This is a genomic window from Pseudarthrobacter oxydans, assembly GCF_013314975.1.
Lineage (GTDB): Bacteria > Actinomycetota > Actinomycetes > Actinomycetales > Micrococcaceae > Arthrobacter > Arthrobacter oxydans.
This window is the reverse complement of the sequence record NZ_JABTYH010000004.1, coordinates 56484-76309: the sequence shown is the minus strand read 5'-3', so window position 1 is coordinate 76309 and position 19826 is coordinate 56484. Positions and strand designations below refer to the sequence as shown.

Here is a 19826-nt window from a genome sequence, read left to right as displayed (position 1 = left end):
TGTAATCAAATCAGTTTGAATAGGCGGTTGCGCCGGTGCCTCCTGCGGCTTCCGGCCCGGCGTGCGAAAGGAACATCCTCATGAAGGACTCGGACCGTAAGGCGCTCATCATTTTTGTCATTGCGGTGCTGGTGGGGGCTCTCGTTGCCGTCGCCGGCAGCCAGGGTGGTGCCGCCGTGGGCGGTTTCCCCCTCTTTGCGCTGGGGGTGGCGGCGGCGTTCCTCATTCAATGGCTGGCCTTTATTCCCGCGTTCAAGGCGCAGACCGAGAAGTACTACGACCTCACCGGCGCCCTGACCTACATCTCCATCACCGTCCTCCTGGTCCTGCTCACGCCGGGCGTCGATGCGCGCGGCCTGCTGCTGGCGGCCATGGTGGTGGTGTGGGCCCTCCGGCTGGGAAGCTTCCTCTTCCGCCGCGTCAGCAAGCACGGCAAGGACGACCGCTTCGACGAAATCAAGCCGTCCTTCCTCCGCTTCCTGAACACCTGGACCGTGCAGGGCCTGTGGGTTGTCCTCACCGCGGCAGCGGCCTGGATCGCGATTACCTCCGCCACCCGGGTGGGGCTGGACTGGTGGGCGCTGGCAGGCTTCCTGGTGTGGGCTGTTGGCTTCGGCATTGAGGCTGTGGCGGACAACCAGAAGGGCCGGTTCAAGGCCGACCCGGCCAATGAGGGCAGGTTCATCTCCACGGGCCTGTGGTCAAAGTCCCGGCACCCCAATTACTTCGGCGAGATTGTGCTCTGGGTCGGGGTGCTCCTGATCGCCGTGCCGGTGCTGGAGGGCTGGCAGTGGGTGGCACTGCTGTCCCCGGTGTTCGTGGCGCTGCTGCTGATCAAGGGCAGCGGCATCCCGCTCCTGGAGAAGAAGGCGGACAAGAAGTGGGGCGGCGAGCGCGAGTACGAGGAATATAAGAAAAATACCCCGGTCCTGATCCCGAAGCTGTAAGGGGCTGGCGGACAAGCTTGCTAAGGCCAGTGATAGGGACGCTGGGCCCTAGCTCTGGCTGTCCCTGATGGGTACGGTGTCCGCATGCAGAAGATATCGATTGATGCCCTGGCACGCCAACAGCTTGAGGCAGCGGTGGCGGCTTCCAGCGGGCGGGCGGCGGATACGGCGTTCGGCGGCCATGAGAAAAAGCTACGCCAGACCGTTATGGCCTTCCGCGCCGGCACCCAGCTCAGCGAACACCAGAACCCGGGAGAGGCCACGGTGTACGTGATTAGGGGGTCTGTGTGGCTGAAGTCCGGCGGCGCGGCATGGCAGGGCAAAGCCGGGGACCTCCTGATCGTTCCGGACGGGCTGCACAGCCTCGAGGCCGAGGAGGACTCAGCGGTGCTGTTCACGGTGGTCAAGACCGACCGGTAGTCTCGGTGACGCGAAGCCGCGCGAACAGCCATACTGTTCGCGGGCGGACCAGACGAGGGCCAGCCCGAGCACCGGCACCAATGAGAGACCGGCCTCGGGGAACTGGGGACGATGACAACCAGGTGGGTGCTGAACCGGGGCTTTCGCCTTACGTGGTTTCTTCGGGCGGGGCAGGCCTTCCGCCGGGCCCGCCCTGGGCGGTCACCGGCAGCAGGGAAGCCGACATGTAGCTGGTGATGTACCGGGCGAAGCGTGGCTGGGACCAGCCGCGCTTCAGCACGAGGAGCTCGTAAAGCTCGGCCGAGCTGCAGACCCAGAGGACGTCGGCTGCCTCAGCCGCTGAGACGCCATCGCGGAGGTAGCCGCGGGCCCTAAGATACCGGGCGTGGTGCCGCATTCGTCTGAGGCGGTCATGCTCGATGTCCTCGAGAAGCGCAGCCATTTCTTGGTCGTTGACGGCGGCCGCACGCATCAGCAGCCGGACCGGCGTAACCATCGAACCCACCTCGGCGGTAAGGAGGCCCCACTCCCGCAGGACCGCCGCCGGCTCGGATTCACGTTCCCGCATGGCATCTGAGCGCATATACGCGGAAACAGTGCCGGCGCCGGCCAGATTCCGCTCGTAGAGGGCACGGACCAGGCCCGCCTTGCCGCCGAAGGCCTTGTATACCGTTTCCACCGAAACGCCGGCCTCGCCGGCCACGGCTGCAACCGTGGTGCCGGCGTAACCACCCCTATTGAGCTGCCGCTCGGCTGCCTGGAGGATGGCGGCCCTGTTCCGCCGGGCCTGCTCCTGCCGCCCGCTGGCGTTGTACCGGCGCTTACCCTTGACGTCTGCCATTATTCGTTCCATGCTGGAGTATCAGATACAGGCGACTGTATCAAATCATTCGAGGAGTGGGAATGATGGGAACGGCAGCTCCCGCGGAAGAGGTATTGCAGCGATTGCTCGGTGCCGTGAACGCCCACCGGCTGGACGATCTTGCGGCCTGCTTCTCCCCGGACTACTTCAATGAGACCCCCGCCCACCCGCAGCGCGGCTTCCGCGGTCAGGACCAGGTCCGCAAGAACTGGGTGGAGATTTTCTCCCAGGTTCCGGATATTCGCGCGCGCGTCCGCGGGACCGCCTTACAGGATGACACCCTGTGGACCGAGTGGGAGATGGCCGGGACACGGCACGACGGCGCTCCCTTCCTGATGCGCGGCGTGGTCATTTTCAGCGTCACCAACGGGCTCGTTTCGTCCGCCCGGTTCTACCTCGAACCGGTGGAGGACGCCAGCGGCGACGTCAACGCAGCAGTCAGCCGGGTGCTGGGGAACACCCCGGACTCCAGGGAGCAGGCACCATCATGATTCTTGTCGCGGGGGCCACCGGCCAGTTGGGTGGCCTGATTGTCCATACATTGCTCGCCAAGGGGTTCCGGGTGAGGATCCTGGTCCGTCAAGGGGCGGCGCAGGAGGCCCTGGTGATGGCCGGCGCCGAGCCAGTCACCGGTGATTTGAAGGACCCTGCCTCCCTCGCGGTGGCCTGTGACGGGGTGGACACCGTGGTGACCACAGCCAATTCCTCTGCCCGCCGCGGCGGGGACACTGTGGACTCCGTGGACCGCCTCGGCAACCGGAACCTTATTGAGGCAGCCAGCAGTGCCGGCGTCGGCCGTTTTATCTTTGTGTCCAACCTCGGCGCCAGCCCCGCCAGTCCGAACCCCTTCATGGCCGCCAAAGGTGAGACCGAGCTGCTGCTGCGCGGCAGCACGATGTCCTGGACCATCATCCAGCCCAACCTTTTCATGGATAAGCTGCCGGTCCTCGTGGTGGGGATACCGGCTCTTTCCGGCCAGCCGGTCACGCTCGTGGGGGAGGGCAGGCGTCAGCATTCCCTGGTGGCCATGCGGGATGTGGCACAGTACGTGCTGGCGGCGGTGGAACACCCGGAATGGGACGGCCGGGTACTGGTCCTCGGCGGGCCGGAGGCGGTGTCCTGGCGTGATGTGGTGGAGGCTTTTGAGCAGGAGCTCAGGCGCAGTATTCCGGTGCGGACGGTTCCCCCGGGTCAGCCCATCCCCGGCATGCCGGACCTGCTGGCCGGGTTCCTTGCGCTGCTGGAGACCTACGATTCACGGCTGGAGGTGGCAGATCTGGCCGCGCAATACGGAGTGGTGCCTACACGTCTCAGGTCCTGGGCGCACCGCTTTGTACTGGAGTCTTCCGGCTCTCCGGCCGGGGCGGTTCATAAGGCGTGACCGCTACTGGTTAGGCTGGCGCCATGGACTTTCAGCTTCGCCAGGCCGCAGCGGAGGACGCGGAGGCAGTGGTCCTCATGCAGACGCTGGCGCATGAGGAGTGCTACCCGCACCTGCTCTCACCCGGTTTCTTCCGCGGACGCAGGGCCAGCATCCCGGAACGGGTGGAACGGCGCCGGCCGCACCTGGCCGTTCCCGATCCGCGGATCATCGCCGTGGATGCCAACAACGAACTGGTGGGCTTCGCGGACGCCGGGCCCGGCCGCGACGACGACGGCCCCGAAGCGCTGGAGCTGTACTCGATCTACACCCTCCGCCGGACGTACGGAACAGGGCTCGGCGCAGCGCTGATGCGTGCCGCCATCGGCGACGGACCGGCCTACCTCTGGGTGGTGGAGGACAACCCGCGAGCGCTGGCCTTCTACGTCAAGCAGGGCTTCCGGCCTGACGGTAAGCGCAACACGCTGCCACCGGAGTGGGAGTCGCTGCCTGAATTCCGCATGGTCCGGGACGGCACACGTCCTGCAGGCCCGGCATAGACTCGCCAGCATGAGTGAAGGCCACAGTGACATCGACTGGGATTCCGCACGCGCCAGCAACCTGGCCAACTGGGAGGACCGGGTCCCCCTGCACGAGGAGGCGTACTGCACCGGTGCTCTGGACGATCCGGACCACCTGACCAGCGTGGTCCGGACGGACCTGGCTGCACTGGCGCCGTTCCTCCCGGACGGGACGGTCTCAGGCCTGGATGTGTGCCACCTTCAGTGCCACATCGGAACGGACACGCTGTCCCTGGCCAGGGCTGGGGCCCGGGTCACCGGCGTCGACTTCTCCCCGGCCGCACTGGCGTCCGCAGCCAACCTGGCCGCGCGTCTTGGCCTTGACGCCACGTGGGTGGAGACGGACGTCCTCGACGCCCGGGCCGCCGTCGTGGGCTCTTTTGACCTGGTGTACACCAGCATCGGAACCATCACCTGGCTGCCGGACCTGGACCGCTGGGCTGCCCAGGTGGCAGGGCTTCTGCGGGCCGGAGGCACCTTCTACATCCGGGACGGCCATCCCATCCTGTACGCCCTTGATGAGAACGCCGAGGGGCTGCAGCTCCGCTACCCGTACTTCGGCACCGGCGAGGCGCTGATATGGGACGACGAAAGCACCTACGCGGGTGACGGCAAGGTGGCCCACCCGCGGACTTACGAGTGGGCGCAACCCTTGTCCGAAATCATCAACTCCCTTATAGGAGCCGGCCTGCAGATTCTCCGCCTAGAGGAGGGGAAAACCCTTCCGTGGAAGTTCTCGCCCCGCATGATGGAGGTGCCGGACGGTTTCGCCTGGCCCGAAGCTGAGCGCGACCTCGTGCCCTGCACCTACACCATCGTCGCCCGCAAGACGGGGGAGTTGCCTACTCCGTAACTGCCACGGGAGCCGGCTCGCCGGCGCGGGAAGCGGGAGTGCTGCGGCGGCGCCAGTAGGCGGCCAGGACGGCGCCGGACACGTTGTGCCAGACGGAGAAGATGGCGCCGGGCAGTGCCGATTCGGGGGTGAGGTACTGCCGGGCCAGACCTGCCGCGAGGCCGGAGTTCTGCATGCCCACCTCAATGGCGGTTGTGCGCCGGGAAGGAACCGGCAGCTTGAACAGGCGGGCGGCGCCGTAGCCGAGGGCATAGCCCAGGCCGTTGTGCAGGATCACGGCCAAAAGGACCAGCAGCCCTGCGGCGAAGATCGCCTTCGCGCTGGCGGCAACCACCGCAACCACCACGGCCGTGATGGCGAGGACCGAAATCCAGGGGAGGGCGGGCAGCGCTTGGTTGACCAGGCGCGGCAGGAAGAGCCGGATGACGAGCCCCAGCAGCACGGGGAACAGCACGATCTGCACGATGGACCACGCCATGGAGCCTGCATCCACCGGCATGTACTGGCCGGCCAGCCACAGGGCGAGGACGGGGGTCAGCAGGGGAGCAAGCAGTGTGGACACAGTAGTCATGGCCACGGACAGGGCGACGTCGCCCCGGGCCAGGTAGGAGACCACGTTGGAGGCTGTACCGCCGGGGCAGCAGCCCACCAGGATCACGCCGGCAGCCAGCGCCGGCGGCAGCCCCAGTGCCGCCGCGATCACCCAGCCCAGGAGCGGCATGATGGCGTACTGCGCCACCACGCCGATGACGACGGGGACGGGGCGTTTGGCGATGACGGCAAAGTCAGGGGGAGTAAGGGTCAGCCCCATGCCGAACATGATGAGCCCCAGCAGGGGGTTGATCCAGGGGCCGAGTCCGGTGAAGGAGGTGGGGGTGGCAAGCGCCACGGCACCTCCGGCCAGGATCAGCACGGGGAAGAGTGTGACGGCGATGCGGGCGCTGCGTTCTTCGGCGGCTGAAGCCGTCGTCGAAGATTCGGGTAAGGAAGACATACCTACCGGATTATCACAGCGGAGGTTGCGTTCCAGAATCAGGGGTCCTTGATGACGCCGGGCCTTGGTGAGGCTGCGCCCTGATGGCGTCCTGCTGATGGGGGTGTGACCGTGCGCCGCGCAAGCGGCGCGGCGCACGGTCCAGTGTGTACTGCGCGGTGCGTGCTAGACGCGGGCGGATTCCTTCTCGCGCTCGGCCGGCTTGTAGGACTCCCAGAAGGTTGCCCCCGTGATTCCGAGGGGGCGGGGGTCGAAGACCGGGTCGAGGCCGAGCTTCTGCTGGCGCTCAAAGTCCTTGAGCGCCTTGAAGGCCGGCTTCTGCAGGACCAGTATGCCCACGATGTTCAGCCACGCCATGAGCCCGACGCCGATATCGCCCATCACCCAGGCGTCAGCGGCGGTGTTCACGCAGCCGTAGGCGGCGGCGACGAGGATGGCCACCTGCAGGGCGACGGTGGTGGCGCGGCCGAGGCTGGTGCCGAGGCCAGGAATCATCCTGCTCGACGAGTTGCCCAGCAGGAAGCGCAGGTTGGTTTCGGCCATGTAGTAGTAGGCGATGACGGTGGTCAGGCAGAAGAAGACCAGCGTGATGGCGATGAACGCGGCGCCGACGCCGGGGAAGACGGAGTCGAATCCGGTCTGCACGTACTGCGGCCCCACCACGGCGCTTGCGGACAGCAGGCCGCCCTCGGCGAGCACTTCGCCGTCTTCGCTGCCGCCGGAGAAGACGCGGTAGGCGCCGGTGGAGAGGATCAGGAAGCCGGTGGCCGAGCAGACGAACAGCGTGTCGATGTACACCGCGAAGGCCTGGACCAGGCCCTGCTTGGCCGGGTGGGATACCTCGGCGGCGGCAGCGGCGTGCGGGCCGGTGCCCTGGCCTGCCTCGTTGGAGTAGACGCCGCGCTTGACGCCCCACATCACGGCCAGGCCGATGATGGCGCCGAGGGCCGAATCCATGCCGAAGGCGCTGCGGAACACCAGTGAGAGGATTCCCGGGAGCTGTGCGGCGTTGATGACGACGACGATCAGGGCGAGGATGATGTAGCCGGCGGCCATGAACGGGACCACGAACGCCGCAACGCTGGCGATGCGCTTCACGCCGCCCATGACCACGAGGGACAGGAGGATGACGGAGCCTACGGCCACAGCCCAGGACGGGATGGTCCAGGCGCCGCTGATTGCGGTGGCCATGGAGTTGGTCTGGACGCCGGGCATCAGGACGCCGCAGGCCAGGACGGTCACGGCGGCGAAGACGTAGCCGTAGACCTTGAAAAAGCCGGCGCCCTTAGTGTGGGCGAAGGCGCGGGAGAAGTAGTAGGCCGGGCCGCCGCGGTATTCGCCGGTCAGCGGGTCGCGGGTCTTGTACATCTGGCCGAGGGTGGACTCAACGAAGGATGTGGACGCGCCGAGGAAGGCGACGGTCCACATCCAGAACAGCGCGCCCGGTCCGCCGAAGGCGATCGCGGTGGCGACGCCGGCGACGTTGCCGGTGCCGACGCGGCCGGACAGGGACATTGCCAGGGCCTGGAACGAGGAGACGCCGGAGGCGGACTTTTCACCGTGGACCAGCTGCTGGAACATCCCCTTGACGTGCCGGACCTGCAGGAAGCGGGTGCGGATGGAGAAGTAGACGCCGGTGGCGAGGCAGAGATAGACGAGCCAGTCGCTCCAGATCACGCCGTTGATGGCTGATAAGACATCGCTCATAAGTGTGGGTTCCCTCCATGGAAGAGCGCGGGTGGTGCGGTTCGGTGGTGCACGATGTCGGGTGAACGGAGTGGCGCACACCACACGAAAACTTGTGAAGTGTCGCACAAAACGCTGGTGCGAGTCCATTTGGTCATCGCCCAGACTGTTCCCCAGGTCACATTGGCGAATTTGTGGTAATCGGTGCACTATGCGCCAGACTGGAGTCCGGCCACAACGAAAGCAGTTTCTCCGTGATTACTCTCCAGCAGGACGCAGATGGCTTCATCCGGATGAACCGGCTCTACCCCGCCAGCGTCCGCATCAGGATCAATTTCAACGACGGCAGCACCGGCGAGTTCTCAGGCAAGGCCCTCAACCACGCCTACGACGCCGCCCTTGCCGAATTCCGGGCAAAGAACAACCTCGACGCGCGCGGGTACTCCCGGACGACCGCAGGCCGCTCGAACTCGGGCAACAAGATCGACTTTGTTCCGGTGCACCCCGGGATGAGCGAGGAGTAGGACACCCGCGCCCGGGGTGTGGCCTGCCGGCGGTTGGTCAGCGGGGGTTCTCGAGCGAGACCGTCTCCAGATGTTCCGGGACGCGGACTTTCCATCCGAGCTGGTGCTTGATGCGTGCCCGGAGGGTGTCCGAGGCATTCGGTTCCCCGTGGGTGATGTACGTCATGGACGGCGCCTGGGGGGCAGCCTTCATCCATTGGATGATTTCGTTGGCGTCGGCGTGCGCGGACAGTCCTTCCATCTGGATGACCTCCGCCTCCACCCTGACCTCCTGGCCGTAAATGCGCAGGTACTTTTCGCCCGCGGCCAGGGAGGCGCCCCTGGTGCCGCCCGCCTGGTAGCCGCTGAGGATGATGGCGTTCCGCCTGTCGGGTCCATAGCTTGCCAGGTGGTGGAGGATCCTGCCGCCGGTGAGCATGCCGCTGGCGGAGATGATGATCATGGGCCCGCCGCGGAGGTTGAGCAGCTTGGAATCGTCAGGGCTGCGGACCGGGACGGCCACTTTGTACATGGCCTCGAATTCTTGGTCTTTGAGCCGGTGTTCCTCGCGGTGCCGCTGGTACATGCCGGACGCGTCGATGGCCATAGGGCTGTTCAGGTAGACGGGGACCGGCGGAATGGCGCCCTTGGCCAGGAGGCGTGAGAGGTGCAGCAGCACCGTCTCTGCCCGGCCCACCGCAAACGCTGCGATCATGATGACCCCCTGCCGCTTGGCCACCCGCGTGATGACCTCGCCCAGTTCGGCCTCCGGATTCCCCGCCGGGTGTTCGCGGTTGCCGTAGGTTGACTCGGCGACCAGCACGTTGACCGGTTCCAGTGCCCGGGGTGGGTACATCAGGGGGTCCTGGGCGCGGCCCAGATCCCCGGTGAAGTGGACGGTCCGGCCGCCCACTTTGAGGTGCACCTGTGCCGCGCCGAGGATGTGGCCGGCGGGCAGGAACGTTGCCTCGATGCCTCCGGGCAGCTGGAACGGCGCGTCAAAGTCGCGGGTGATGAAACTGTCGAGGGACCGGACGGCGTCGGCTGCCGTGTAGAGGGGCACGGGAGGGTGGTGCGACGTGGATCCGGTGTGGTCGGCGTAGCGGGCCTCCTCTTCCTGGAGGTATCCGCTGTCCGGAAGCAGCAGCTTGCACAGCTCGGTGGTGCCGGCCGTTGCGTACACGGGGCCGCGGAAACCGTCCCGGACCAGCGCGGGGATGTACCCGGTGTGGTCCAGGTGCGCATGCGTCAGGACAACGGCGTCGATGTTTGCAGGATTGACCGGGAAGGGCACACGGTTGCGGTCGCGGAGGCGTTTGTATCCCTGGAAGAGCCCGCAGTCCACCAGGACGTGCCGGCCCTGGGACCGGACCAGGTACCGGGATCCGGTTACGGTGTCCGTTGCCCCCAGGAAACGCAGGGTCGGAGGATGCTGCTCCCTCATGCCGGCTCCTTACTCATGGGTGCTCGATAGTGACCGTGCCGGCGTCGCCATCTACGGTGACCTGCTGGCCGGTGGCCAGCCGCTGGGTGGCCGCGCCGGTGCCCAGGACGGCGGGGATGCCGTACTCGCGGGCCACGATGGAGCTGTGGCTCAGCGGGCCGCCCACGTCGGTGACGATGCCGGAGGCCATAGCGAACAGCGGGGTCCAGGCGGGCGTGGTGATCCGTGCAACGAGGACATCCCCGGGCTCCATCCGGCCGAAGTCCCGGGGCCCGCTCAGGACGCGGGCCGGAGCGGTGACCCGCCCCGAACTGGCACCCACGCCTTTGATCACGTCGCCGTGCTGGCGTTGCGACGCCGCCGGCATCATGGACCCGAAGGCCTTCTCCATCCACGGGCGCTCCGGGAGCATCTGCGGGGCGGCGGCCCTCGCCTGGCCCCGCCACAGCATCCTGCGTTCCTCGACGGCGGCGGCGCGGACGGGGCGGTCCGCTCCGGTGATGGCGGCGTGCGCCCCGGGGGCGGCGAGGCCGAACTCGACGGCGGTCCGCACCTCCTGGAAGCGCAGCCAGAACACGTCGGCGGGCTCCGCGATGACGCCGGATGCCACCAGCCGGCGCCCGAGTTCCAGCAGCGTCTGCCGCAGCAGCGGCCAGGCGAGCCCGACGTCGGCCAGCGCGTCCTCGCGGACCGGCGCGGTGTCCTGGGCCCACCGGAGCAGCCGGAGGAAGGCGGCCCGGCGGCGCGGCCCCAGCCGGGCGGCCACTTGTTCAGTCAGCTCCTCCCGGCGCCTGGTCAACAGCCGCTGCCGCTCGTGCGGGTCGGTGCCCTGCCCCCGCAGGTAGAACTTCACCGTCGCCAGGAGGGTGGACGGATCATCCGTGGCCACCGGGGTGGCGAAGTCCAGGTTGTAGACCGCGTGGCCGTAGAGGTCCAGGTGCTCCCGGAAGGCGAAACGCCACTCCTGCCACAGGGCGTCGTCCACCCCTGCGGGCGGCGATCCGGTGCGCTGGCACTCGGTGAGCTCCGCCGTCGGCCGTTCCAGCAGCACTGATGCCAGCCCGGGGTCACTGCGGGCCCAGGCGGCCAGGTCCCAGAGCGACTTCTCCGCCCGGATGGGTTCGCTGTCGTACCCCAGGAGGAACGTCTGGGCTGGCGGGTCCCCGGCGCGACGGACCAGCTTGTCGTAGAAGGTGCGGAAGGCCAGCTCGCTGCTGGTGGCCAGCGGAATGATGGACTGCACGGCCGTGTAGTAGACGGTACCGGCGTCCAGCAGCGCCTGCGCGCCCGCCAGCAGTTCCCCGCCGGTGAGCTGGGCCGGCGGCTTTTCCTGCCAGTCCTTGATGGCCTGCTTGTAGCGCGGGTGGGAGAACTCGCGCCAGCCGGCGATGCCCATGTGCGCCTTGCCGCGGGCCAGGGCACGCACCGCCGTCAGCAGTCTGCCCATCATCCGCCACATGCCCGAGCTGCGGTAATAGTAGTAGGCGTAGCCGTTGACGGTGGGCAGCCCGACGTCGCCTTCGCGGATGACGTTCTTGCCCAGGGCCTCCGCCATCAGGGCCTGCAGCGACCTTGCCACGGAGCCGTCCACCAGGTCGGCGAACAGCGGCGAGAGCGGGTCCGGAAGCTGTTCCACGATGCTCGCCCGGAAGTAGAGCCCGTTCGGGTACGGCACGGGCCAGGCCTCCGGGGTGTCCGCCGTTGGTTCGGGCAGCGCAGTGATGGGGCGGGACTGCAGGATGAAGAATTTGCCCCCGGCCCGCGCCCACTCGATGTCCTGCGGGGCGCCGAAGTGCGCGGCGGCCCGCCGGCCGTGGCCGGCAAGTTCCGCCGCCTCCCGGTCATCGAGCACGGGTTCGCGACGGCGGGCTGCCGCCACCGGCTGCTCCCGGGTGCCGTTCTCCGCATAGACGGTCATGACGTCCTTGTCCGCTGTCCGCCGCGACAGCACGGACCCGGTCCCGGCGTCCACCACCACGTCATCGGTGGTGACCGTCCCGCTGACCACCGACTCGCCCAGGCCCCACGCGGCACTGATCACCGTCTGGTCCCGCCGGCCGTTGGCGGGGTTGGCGGTGAACATGACCCCGGCGGCGTCGGCCTCCACCATCTGCTGGATGACGACGGCGAGGCGCACCTGGCCGGGTTCCACGCCTTCGCGCGCGCGGTAGGACATGGCGCGCGCCGTCCAGAGCGAGGCCCAGCAGCCGATCACGGCCGTGGACAGTTCCACCATGCCGCGGACGTTCAGGGAGGTTTCCTGCTGCCCCGCGAAACTGGCCGAGGCGAGGTCCTCGGCCGTGGCGGAGGAGCGGACTGCCACGGGTGTTCCGTTGCCGAGGTGCTCGTAGGCGGCACCGAGTTCCGCGGCGATCCAGGCGGGCATGGTGCCGGTGGTGAACAGGGCGCCGATCCGCCGGGAGGCTTCCTCATACGCCTGCGGCTCCGCGTCCGGTGGCAGGGCGGCAAGTTCCTGGATGCCGGCAGCGAGGTTGTTGGCGTCCACGAACCCTGAGTACGCGGCGGTGGTAAGCACGAACCCGGGCGGGACCGGCAGCCCGGCCCGGAGGAGGCCGCCCAGGCCCACAGCCTTGCCGCCCGCCACGGCGACGTCGCCTGGCCCCACGTCGCTGAGGTCCCTGATATAGGTCATGGCCGTGCGTCCTTGCTGCCCGGCTGGGGCGCCTGGGGGTGAACCTGATGCTCACATACTGGCACTGCAGGCGGCGGCTGGCCATGGGTCCAAAGTCAGGTTCCGAACCCGGCGGCCGGCGGTAGGATCGGAGGGTTGCCGCGGGGGTCGGCAGCAGTTTTGGGGGAAACACCGTGCTTCACAAGCTGTTCCGCCGTGCCGCCGGCATGGTCTCTTCCGTCCGGACGGCGCTGCTGGCCGGCGCCGCAATCTTGCTCGCATCCGCCGTCGTAGCCGTTCCGGCGTCCGCCGCCGATGCCACGGTGATTGACGCCGTCGGGCAGCCGTTGGGCATTGCGTACGGTCCCGACGGGGCGCTGTATGTCAGCGACTACAACTGGGTGGGCGGCGTCAGCGTCCACCAGCCGGGCGAGGCCCAGGCCCCCCGTCACATCACGGTGGGCCACTTTTCAACGTCCCTGGCCGTCACTGCCGGCGGAACGGTGTACGTGCTCCAGCACACCGAGTCCCAGCAGACGGAGCTGGGAGTCGTGGCGCCCGGTGCCAGCGGGGTGTCCGCGACCATTCCGTTGACGCAGGGCAACCATTGGCTGGCGGCAGCACCGGACGGGTCGCTGTATGTGGCCAGTCCCTCCGAGGGGACCGTTTCGGTGGTGCCGCCGGGTGGAACACGGGTGAAGCGCGTCCTGGACGCCGGCCCCTTCCCGGTGGAGGTGGCGGTGGCCAGGGACGGCACAGCCTACGCTGCCAACCAGCACGCCGGGACCGTCACCGTGATTCCCGCCGGTGCCGCAGGCCCCTCGCACACCGTTGACGTGGGCAGGACGTCCAGCCCGCACGGTATCGCCGTCGCGCCGGATGGAACTGTCTATGTGGCGAACGTCCTCTCCGGCGACGTCGCCGTCATCGAGCCCGCCGGCACCACCGTGTCGCAACGGATCCGGGTGGGCCGCGGACCGCAGGAGGTGGCGGCCGGTCCGGACGGGACCGTATACGTGACCAACAGTGTTGACAACACAGTCTCGGTGATCCCGCCGGGGGCTGATGCCGTGGCCCAAACACTTCCCACGGGCGAGGACCCCGGCCGCCTGGCGATTGCGGCCGATGGTTCGGTGGCAGTGGTCAACAGGGGAAGCAAGACAGTCACCGTGTTCGACGGCGGACCGGACGGTTCCGCCGCTGCGGCCGCCGCGGGCAGGGGAGACCCCAAGGCGGCCACCGCCACTCCTTCAGCGCCTCCATCCGAGGGCGCTGTCGTCGCCAGGGGTTCCCTCGATATCGGGCTTCCTGCCGTCGCCGCCGGTGCTGGTGCGCTGGTGCTGGCTGGAGCCGCCTTCCTTGTCGCCGTGCTCCGGCGGCGCCGTTCGTCGCGGATTACCTACCGCCCACCGCATTAAAGATACGTTTGCTTACTATCTGCCCCATGATTGCCGGAGGCCGCAGCGGCGTAAGAGGGACTTTCTCCTCTGGAGGGGTATGCGCTGCGGCAGCTACAGGACACTGACGTCTTTGACGAGCAAGGGAGCACCATGGGCTGGCTGGACCGAGAACGAACCGTTGCCCCGCCGGGATTCAACCGCTGGCTGGTGCCGCCCGCGGCGCTCGCCGTCCACCTCTGCATCGGCCAGGCCTATGCCACGAGCGTGTACAAGACGGCACTGGTCAAGCACTTCGGCGCCAGCCTGACCGAGATCGGCGTGATCTTCTCCATCGCCATCGTGATGCTGGGCCTGTCCGCCGCCATCATGGGCACCTGGGTGGACCGGAACGGCCCGCGCAAGGCCATGTTCACGTCCGCCATGTTCTGGGCGGGCGGCTTCCTGATCGGTTCGCTCGGCATCTTCACGCAGCAGCTCTGGCTCGTATACCTCGGCTACGGCGTGGTGGGCGGCATCGGCCTGGGCATCGGATACATCTCGCCGGTGTCCACCCTGATCAAGTGGTTCCCGGACCGCCCGGGCCTGGCCACCGGCATGGCCATCATGGGCTTCGGCGGCGGCGCGCTGATCGCCAGCCCCGTCTCCACGGCGCTGCTCAAAATGTACGATCCCAACTCCGGCGCCAAGGACTGGGTGGCCAGCGGCGATGCCGTGGGCAGGCTCTTCCTGACGCTCGCCGTCGTCTACCTCGCCTACATGCTGTTCGGCGCCTTCACCATCAAAGTCCCCGCGGACGGCTGGAAACCGGCCGGGTTCGACCCCGCCAAGGTCAAGGCCGCCAAACTGGTCACCACCGAGAACGTCTCGGCCAAGAATGCCGTCAAGACCAGGCAGTTCTGGCTGGTGTGGATCGCGCTGTTCTGCAACGTGACCGCGGGCATCGGCATCCTGGAGCAGGCAGCGCCCATGATCCAGGACTTCTTCCGCCAGTCCGACGGCGTCTCCCTGGTGAGTGCCGCCGTCGCCGCGGGCTTCGTGGGGCTTCTCTCCATCGGCAACATGGCAGGACGCTTCGCCTGGTCCGCCACCTCCGACGTCACCGGCCGCAAGCGCATCTACATGGTGTACCTGGGCGTCGGCGCCGTGCTCTACACGGTGCTGGCGCTGGCCGGGTCCACCACCACGGTCCTCTACGTCGCGCTGGCGTTCGTCATCATCTCCTTCTACGGCGGCGGTTTCGCCACCGTGCCGGCCTACCTGCGGGACCTCTTCGGGACCTACCAGGTGGGGGCCATCCACGGCCGGCTGCTGACCGCCTGGTCCGCCGCCGGCGTGGCCGGGCCGCTGATCGTCAACGCGTTCCTGGACGCCCAGGGCAAGCCCGGCCAGCTGAACGCCGTGTCCTACCAGCCGGCTCTGCTGACCATGGTGGTGCTGCTGGTGATCGGCTTCCTGGCCAACCTGATGGTCAAACCGGTGGACGCACGATTCCACGAACCCCGCCCGGACCGCGGACGGACACACGAACCTGCCATGGAGGCCTGAGATGAGCACCGCACACAACCCCGGCGCGAAGGCGCCCGCCACAATGTCCACCGGTAAGCTCGCCGTGGCCTGGGCGCTGGTGGGTGTCCCGCTGGCGTACGGGATCTACCAGACCCTGACCCGGGTGGCGGCGCTGTTCGGGTAGGGGATCCTGCGGTCAGCGCCGCTGGAACGCCCGCACAGCCTCGCTCACTGTCGGGTAGAAGTGCTCGGGCGAGAAGCGGGCGCCCATGCCGTACTGCAGCAGCCTGTCCTTGACCGGACCCTTGAGTTCGGCAAACACCAGGTCCACGCCGTGCCGTTCCAGCCATTCGTCAAGCTGCACCAGCTCATCCAGTGCGGTGGTGTCGATTCCGGTCACGGGCTCTGCCGCCAGCACCACGCGTTCGGTGCCGGGCGGCGCCTGGTCCAGCTTGTTGCGCACGAAGGACCCCAGGAGTGCCCCGTTGCCGAAGAACAGCGGTGCGTCGAAGCGCAGGATCAGCATGCCGGGAATGCGTTCCCCGTCCGGATGACGGCTCACGTCGTGGTATCCGGGCACCCCCGGCACGTCCACCAGTTCAGCGCGGTAGGGCTCCCAGGCCCGGCGCAGGAAGTCCAGGATTGCCAGCCCAACGGCCACGGCGATGCCGGTGAGGACACCCAGGATCGTGACGCCCAGGAACGCCGCGAGCATGACCAGCGACTCGCTGCGGCTCATGCCGATGAGCCGCCGCACGCCTGCAGGGTCGGCCAGTGCCGCGGCTGCGGCGATGACAATGGCGGCAAGGGTGGCGGCCGGCAGGAACTCGGTGGTGCCGGGCGCCAGGAGCATGAAGCCGAGCACCAGGACGGCGCCCACCACCCCGGTGACCTGGGTTTTCGCCCCTGACTCGACGGCGACAGGGGTGCGGGACGTACTGGCCGAGATCGGGAAGCCGCCCAGCAGGCCGCTGGCGGCGTTGGCCGCGCCGAGGGCAGCCATCTCATGGTTGCCGGAGACCCTCTTGTCCTCCGCCGCGGCGAGGGACTGGGACAGGGTTCCGGTGTCAACAAAGACGATCAGGGCGATGGCCGCGGCCGCGGGCAGCAGCGCCAGGACGTCGGCCCAGCCGATGCCGCCAAGGGCCGGTGCGGGGAGTCCCTGCGGAAGGGCGCCGGTCACCCGGACGCGCCCCTGGAGTTCCAGCAGGGCCACGGCGATGCAGGACGCGACCACGGCAAGGAGCACGCCCGGTATTCTCCATTTCAGCCAGCGGGGGACCACGATGAGCGCCAGCGAGGCCAGGCCAATCAGCAGTGCCACCATGTTGGTCTCACCGGCGAGAACCTTGGGTACCGCGGCGATGAGTCGTTCCCAGGGCGTGCCGCCTTCCACGGAGATCCCCAGGAGGGTGGGAACCTGGGACACGGCCACCAGCAAGGCGATGCCGTTGAGGTAGCCCAGCCGGATGGGCTTGGACAGGAGTCCCGTGACGATTCCCAGCCGCAGCGCCGAACCGCACAGCAGAATGGCGCCAATCAGGATGGCCAGGAGGCCCGCCAGGGCCACGGATTTCTGGTCGTTGGCCGCGGCCAGGGGAACAAGGGCTGCAACGATCATCGGGGCCAGCGACGAATCCGGCCCCAGCACCAGCACGCGTGACGGCCCGACAATTGCGTAGACAATAAGGGGCACCACCGTCGCGTACAGGCCGGTCACCGGTGGCAGGCCGGCGGCCTGGGCGTACGCCATGCCCGCGGGCACCAGGATCGCGAACAGCGCGGTGCCCGCCAGCAGGTCGTGGCGCAGCCACTCCCTCCGGTAACCGCGCAGGGCTGGCGGAACCCACCAGGATCGGGAGCCGGAACGCCCGGTGAACGGCCTCACCAGGTCACGGTACCGGCGGCACCGTCCACCGTGATGCTCTGGCCGTCGTGCAGCCGCGTGGTGGCATCGGCAACACCCACCACCGCGGGGATGCCGTACTCGCGGGCCACCACCGCACCGTGCGAGATGACGCCGCCCATCTCCATCACCAGGGCGCCTGCGGTCATGAACAGCGGCGTCCAGCCGGGATCGGTGGAGGGTGCCACCAGGATTTCCCCGGGTTCCAGGTGGGCGCCTACCGGATCCATCACCACCCTGACTTTTCCGGTGGCAGTACCTGCGGAAGCCGGCGTCCCGGCAAGGCGGTCCGCGGAAGCCTGGGGCAGGGCGGCCTCTGCCGCCATCATGGCAGCCTCCACGTCCGTGCCGTCCGAGAGCAGAAGGCGCGGGACGCGCCGCCGGCGGAGTTCGACGTCGTACAGCCGGCGGCGGGCGGCGACGATGCCTCTCAGGTCCGCGCCGCGGAGGCCCACGCGGAGTTCGTCGAAGTCCAGGAAGAACGCGTCGCCGGCGGCGCCAATGGTGCCATTCTTCACCAGTTCGGCGCCCACCTCCGCCAGCTGCCGGTGCATCTCCGCGAGCACCAGCACGATGCAGAATTTGGGAAGTTCCCGCAGGCCGGCGAGCTGCCTTGTGCGGCGCAAGCACAGCGCCACCAGGCGCCCCCGCAGCCGACTCTCTGTACCGGCACGCTCCACCAGCTCGCTGATCCGGGCCTCGGCGTGCTCGGCGGCCCTGGCGAACTGGCGGTCCGGGGCCAGTTCGGGGTCCTCCACACGGAGATAGTTGGAGACCATTCCGAGGAGGTGGTCCGGTTCCTCGGACCACCTGGGCATGCCCAGGTCGATCTCCGCCACGGCCCTGTGGCCGTACTTGGACAGGAATGCCTGCAGCGCGGACTGGGCTGGGACGGGGAGTGTGCCCGCCCGGTAGCGGGCGGCAAGCTCTCCGGGCTCCAGCTCCATGAAGGCACGGCGGGCCTCCGGATCACGGCCCAAGGACTCCGCCAAATGCCACAGCTCCAGGTCCATCATGGTGGTTACGTTGTGGGGAAGCCCGCGCAGCACAGCCTCAAGCTCACGCGGCTTGGCAATTCCGCGCAGCAGCCTGCGGGCGGCGGCCAGCGTCAGATAGCCCACGGACGGGGCCGGCAGCGTGGCCTGGATCAGCTTATTGATGGAGGTGGCCAGGATGTCCTCGGTGTGCTGGAGGCGCCTGGCCGCGGTGGCCGGCAGGGGGAGGACCAGCTGGTCCGCCAGGCGGTCCTGGTACCGCTGCGCGCGCCGCAGTTCCCGGTCCGGCCACAGCAGCGCCCGGACCATGGCGGGGATGAGCCCCAGGACCAGGCCCAGGCTCTGGGTGCCTTCGCTGCCTTTGGCCTGCTTCCGGGCCTGGGCGGCTTTGCGCCTGCGCTCGGGTTTCCTGCGGGGAGGCCGGCCAACGCTGAACCGCGGATCCTCCAGGAGGGCAGGGAGGACGGCGGCTGACCGACCGTCCGCGAGGGGCAGCATCTTCTCCAAGGCCTGGCGGCCGGAAATGTTGCGGAAGATCGGCGTGAGCTCCACGTACATCCGCAATCCAGGGTTCGCGTATTTCCACGGGCCCTTGTTGCTGCCCCGCATGAGGCCCAAAACATGGAGTCCCATCGGGGTGATGGGGCGCGTGAGGCCCTGGAGCAGTGTCCCGCACAGGTACACGCGGGTATCTGCGCCGTCCGTGGCGGCTGGGGCGGCCTGGCCGTTGAGCGGATCGTCGTCCGGCAGCGGGTACAGCGTGGTGATGGGCCGCGACTGGGTCAGCCAGGCTGTGCCGCCGCCGTCGATCACCCATTCCACGTCCTGGGGTGCGCCGAACAGGTGCTGGGCATCGTCACCGAGGGAGGTCAGTTCGCGAAGCTGCGCCCCGGTCAGGGTGGGCGGTTGGTCCTTTGGCTGCTGCAGGATCCGGCCCGAGGCCGCCTCCACCACGAAGTGGTCCGGGTTCACGGCGCCGGACACCACCGCCTGTCCGGGCCCCGCGCTGGCATTGATGACTGTCTGGGTCCGGGTGCCGGTCACGGGGTTGGCGGTGAACAGCACGCCGGCCGTGTTTGCCTCCACCATGCGTTGAATCACGACGGCGAGGCCCACCTCGCGGTGGCTGATCCCGTTCGTGGAGCGGTAGGCCACGGCGCGGTCCGTCCAGAGGGAGGCCCAGCAGCGCCGGATGGCCTGGACGACGGCGTCGGCCCCGTCCACGTCGATGAAGGAGTCCTGCTGCCCTGCGAAGCTGGCGAAGGGGAGGTCTTCGGCGGTGGCGGAGGAGCGCACCGCCACCGGGCCGCTGCCCAACGCGGCGTAGGCGCCGCGGACGGCGGCCTCGACGCCGGGCGGTACAGGCGCCGCCAGCACCGCCTCACGTGCCTGCCGCGCGAGATGGTTCCGGTCGTCGTCGGCAAGTCCGCGGCCGCCGTCGTACCTTCCCGTCTCCTCAGGACTCCGCGCCCCGTCAAAGCTTCCCGCTCCAGTCCCATCGAGCCCGGCGCCGTCCAGGCGGGCTGCGATGGCGTCCAGTTCCGGGGGCGCGGCGGCCCGGTAGCCGGCGGTGGTGAGGCAGAAACCCGGCGGGACCGGAAAGTCCGCAGCGGCGAGCCGTCCAAGATTGAGGGCCTTGCCGCCCGCCGTGGCCAGCGAGGCTGATGCCAGCCGGCTGAGATCAACAACCAGGCCCGGGCCGTCGCCGGCCTGCCCGGCACTTTCAGAGGCCATGGC

At 68.5% G+C, this 19826-nt stretch carries 17 protein-coding genes; 10 read left to right on the top strand and 7 right to left on the bottom strand.

All coding sequences use genetic code 11. The features are described from left to right. Positions 1–80: 80 nt before the first annotated feature. Complete coding sequence (locus HTS88_RS04175) at positions 81–947, top strand: DUF1295 domain-containing protein (RefSeq protein ID WP_174175797.1); 867 nt, start codon at positions 81–83, stop codon at positions 945–947. A gap of 84 nt (positions 948–1031) precedes the next feature. Further along, positions 1032–1367: a cupin domain-containing protein gene (locus tag HTS88_RS04170; RefSeq protein ID WP_174175795.1), complete on the top strand. Its 336-nt coding sequence runs from the start codon at positions 1032–1034 to the stop codon at positions 1365–1367. A gap of 148 nt (positions 1368–1515) precedes the next feature. Here HTS88_RS04170 and HTS88_RS04165 read toward each other — a convergent pair whose 3' ends face one another. Continuing rightward, on the bottom strand, positions 1516–2208 hold the full coding sequence (locus HTS88_RS04165; RefSeq protein WP_174175793.1) for a TetR/AcrR family transcriptional regulator: 693 nt from the start codon (positions 2206–2208) through the stop codon (positions 1516–1518). 62 nt (positions 2209–2270) lie between these two features. On the opposite strand from HTS88_RS04165, the gene HTS88_RS04160 reads away from it, so the two are divergent. The 4 genes from HTS88_RS04160 to HTS88_RS04145 are packed head-to-tail and all read left to right on the top strand — an operon-like array spanning position 2271 to position 5023. Beyond that, entirely contained in the window at positions 2271–2720 is a 450-nt protein-coding gene (locus tag HTS88_RS04160; protein ID WP_174175791.1) for a nuclear transport factor 2 family protein, read from the top strand. Further along, entirely contained in the window at positions 2717–3610 is an 894-nt protein-coding gene (locus HTS88_RS04155; protein WP_174175789.1) for an SDR family oxidoreductase, read from the top strand. The genes HTS88_RS04160 and HTS88_RS04155 overlap by 4 nt, the downstream gene beginning before the upstream one ends. A gap of 23 nt (positions 3611–3633) precedes the next feature. Then, on the top strand, positions 3634–4149 hold the full coding sequence (locus HTS88_RS04150; protein ID WP_174175787.1) for a GNAT family N-acetyltransferase: 516 nt from the start codon (positions 3634–3636) through the stop codon (positions 4147–4149). Between the two features lie 10 nt (positions 4150–4159). Then, entirely contained in the window at positions 4160–5023 is an 864-nt protein-coding gene (locus HTS88_RS04145) for a class I SAM-dependent methyltransferase (protein ID WP_174175785.1), read from the top strand. Here HTS88_RS04145 and HTS88_RS04140 read toward each other — a convergent pair. Together HTS88_RS04140 and HTS88_RS04135 are read right to left on the bottom strand one after the other, a co-directional pair. Continuing rightward, complete coding sequence (locus tag HTS88_RS04140) at positions 5013–6017, bottom strand: bile acid:sodium symporter family protein (RefSeq protein ID WP_174175783.1); 1005 nt, start codon at positions 6015–6017, stop codon at positions 5013–5015. The two genes, HTS88_RS04145 and HTS88_RS04140, sit on opposite strands and share 11 nt — an antisense overlap. A gap of 165 nt (positions 6018–6182) precedes the next feature. Further along, positions 6183–7724, bottom strand: coding sequence for an alanine/glycine:cation symporter family protein (locus tag HTS88_RS04135; protein WP_174175781.1), 1542 nt, complete (start codon positions 7722–7724; stop codon positions 6183–6185). A 233-nt stretch (positions 7725–7957) separates the two neighbouring features. On the opposite strand from HTS88_RS04135, the gene HTS88_RS04130 reads away from it, so the two are divergent. Beyond that, complete coding sequence (locus tag HTS88_RS04130; protein WP_174175779.1) at positions 7958–8227, top strand: hypothetical protein; 270 nt, start codon at positions 7958–7960, stop codon at positions 8225–8227. 37 nt (positions 8228–8264) lie between these two features. Here HTS88_RS04130 and HTS88_RS04125 read toward each other — a convergent pair whose 3' ends face one another. Both HTS88_RS04125 and HTS88_RS04120 read right to left on the bottom strand, forming a co-directional pair. After that, positions 8265–9650 (bottom strand): MBL fold metallo-hydrolase RNA specificity domain-containing protein, encoded by a 1386-nt coding sequence (locus HTS88_RS04125; RefSeq protein ID WP_174175777.1) that lies wholly within the window; start codon positions 9648–9650, stop codon positions 8265–8267. A gap of 13 nt (positions 9651–9663) precedes the next feature. Beyond that, positions 9664–12303: a PEP/pyruvate-binding domain-containing protein gene (locus tag HTS88_RS04120; RefSeq protein ID WP_174175775.1), complete on the bottom strand. Its 2640-nt coding sequence runs from the start codon at positions 12301–12303 to the stop codon at positions 9664–9666. 173 nt (positions 12304–12476) lie between these two features. Between HTS88_RS04120 and HTS88_RS04115 the strand changes: the two genes are divergently transcribed. From HTS88_RS04115 to HTS88_RS04105, 3 genes are all read left to right on the top strand, one after another. Beyond that, entirely contained in the window at positions 12477–13700 is a 1224-nt protein-coding gene (locus HTS88_RS04115) for a virginiamycin B lyase family protein (RefSeq protein WP_343044878.1), read from the top strand. 132 nt (positions 13701–13832) lie between these two features. Next, positions 13833–15227, top strand: a complete 1395-nt coding sequence (locus HTS88_RS04110) for an OFA family MFS transporter (RefSeq protein WP_174175773.1) — start codon at positions 13833–13835, stop codon at positions 15225–15227. 1 nt (position 15228) lies between these two features. Further along, positions 15229–15372 (top strand): MFS transporter small subunit, encoded by a 144-nt coding sequence (locus HTS88_RS04105; protein WP_174175771.1) that lies wholly within the window; start codon positions 15229–15231, stop codon positions 15370–15372. A gap of 12 nt (positions 15373–15384) precedes the next feature. On the opposite strand, the gene HTS88_RS04100 is transcribed toward HTS88_RS04105, so the two are convergent. Both HTS88_RS04100 and HTS88_RS04095 read right to left on the bottom strand, forming a co-directional pair. After that, the gene (locus HTS88_RS04100; RefSeq protein ID WP_174175769.1) at positions 15385–17076 is read right to left on the bottom strand and encodes a SulP family inorganic anion transporter; all 1692 of its coding nucleotides are present in this window, start codon (positions 17074–17076) and stop codon (positions 15385–15387) included. After that, complete coding sequence (locus HTS88_RS04095) at positions 17073–19823, bottom strand: PEP/pyruvate-binding domain-containing protein (RefSeq protein ID WP_174175767.1); 2751 nt, start codon at positions 19821–19823, stop codon at positions 17073–17075. The genes HTS88_RS04100 and HTS88_RS04095 overlap by 4 nt, the downstream gene beginning before the upstream one ends. Positions 19824–19826: the final 3 nt, after the last annotated feature.

Excerpts from the sequence above, each read along its gene's own strand:
- HTS88_RS04125 (WP_174175777.1), bottom strand. The coding sequence starts at position 9,650 with ATGAGGGAGCAGCATCCTCCGACCCTGCGTTTCCTGGGGGCAACGGAC.
- HTS88_RS04175 (WP_174175797.1), top strand. The coding sequence starts at position 81 with ATGAAGGACTCGGACCGTAAGGCGCTCATCATTTTTGTCATTGCGGTG.
- HTS88_RS04145 (WP_174175785.1), top strand. The coding sequence starts at position 4,160 with ATGAGTGAAGGCCACAGTGACATCGACTGGGATTCCGCACGCGCCAGC.
- HTS88_RS04170 (WP_174175795.1), top strand. The coding sequence starts at position 1,032 with ATGCAGAAGATATCGATTGATGCCCTGGCACGCCAACAGCTTGAGGCA.
- HTS88_RS04095 (WP_174175767.1), bottom strand. The coding sequence starts at position 19,823 with ATGGCCTCTGAAAGTGCCGGGCAGGCCGGCGACGGCCCGGGCCTGGTT.
- HTS88_RS04110 (WP_174175773.1), top strand. The coding sequence starts at position 13,833 with ATGGGCTGGCTGGACCGAGAACGAACCGTTGCCCCGCCGGGATTCAAC.
- HTS88_RS04140 (WP_174175783.1), bottom strand. The coding sequence starts at position 6,017 with ATGTCTTCCTTACCCGAATCTTCGACGACGGCTTCAGCCGCCGAAGAA.
- HTS88_RS04105 (WP_174175771.1), top strand. The coding sequence starts at position 15,229 with ATGAGCACCGCACACAACCCCGGCGCGAAGGCGCCCGCCACAATGTCC.
- HTS88_RS04165 (WP_174175793.1), bottom strand. The coding sequence starts at position 2,208 with ATGGCAGACGTCAAGGGTAAGCGCCGGTACAACGCCAGCGGGCGGCAG.
- HTS88_RS04150 (WP_174175787.1), top strand. The coding sequence starts at position 3,634 with ATGGACTTTCAGCTTCGCCAGGCCGCAGCGGAGGACGCGGAGGCAGTG.
- HTS88_RS04120 (WP_174175775.1), bottom strand. The coding sequence starts at position 12,303 with ATGACCTATATCAGGGACCTCAGCGACGTGGGGCCAGGCGACGTCGCC.
- HTS88_RS04160 (WP_174175791.1), top strand. The coding sequence starts at position 2,271 with ATGATGGGAACGGCAGCTCCCGCGGAAGAGGTATTGCAGCGATTGCTC.
- HTS88_RS04155 (WP_174175789.1), top strand. The coding sequence starts at position 2,717 with ATGATTCTTGTCGCGGGGGCCACCGGCCAGTTGGGTGGCCTGATTGTC.
- HTS88_RS04135 (WP_174175781.1), bottom strand. The coding sequence starts at position 7,724 with ATGAGCGATGTCTTATCAGCCATCAACGGCGTGATCTGGAGCGACTGG.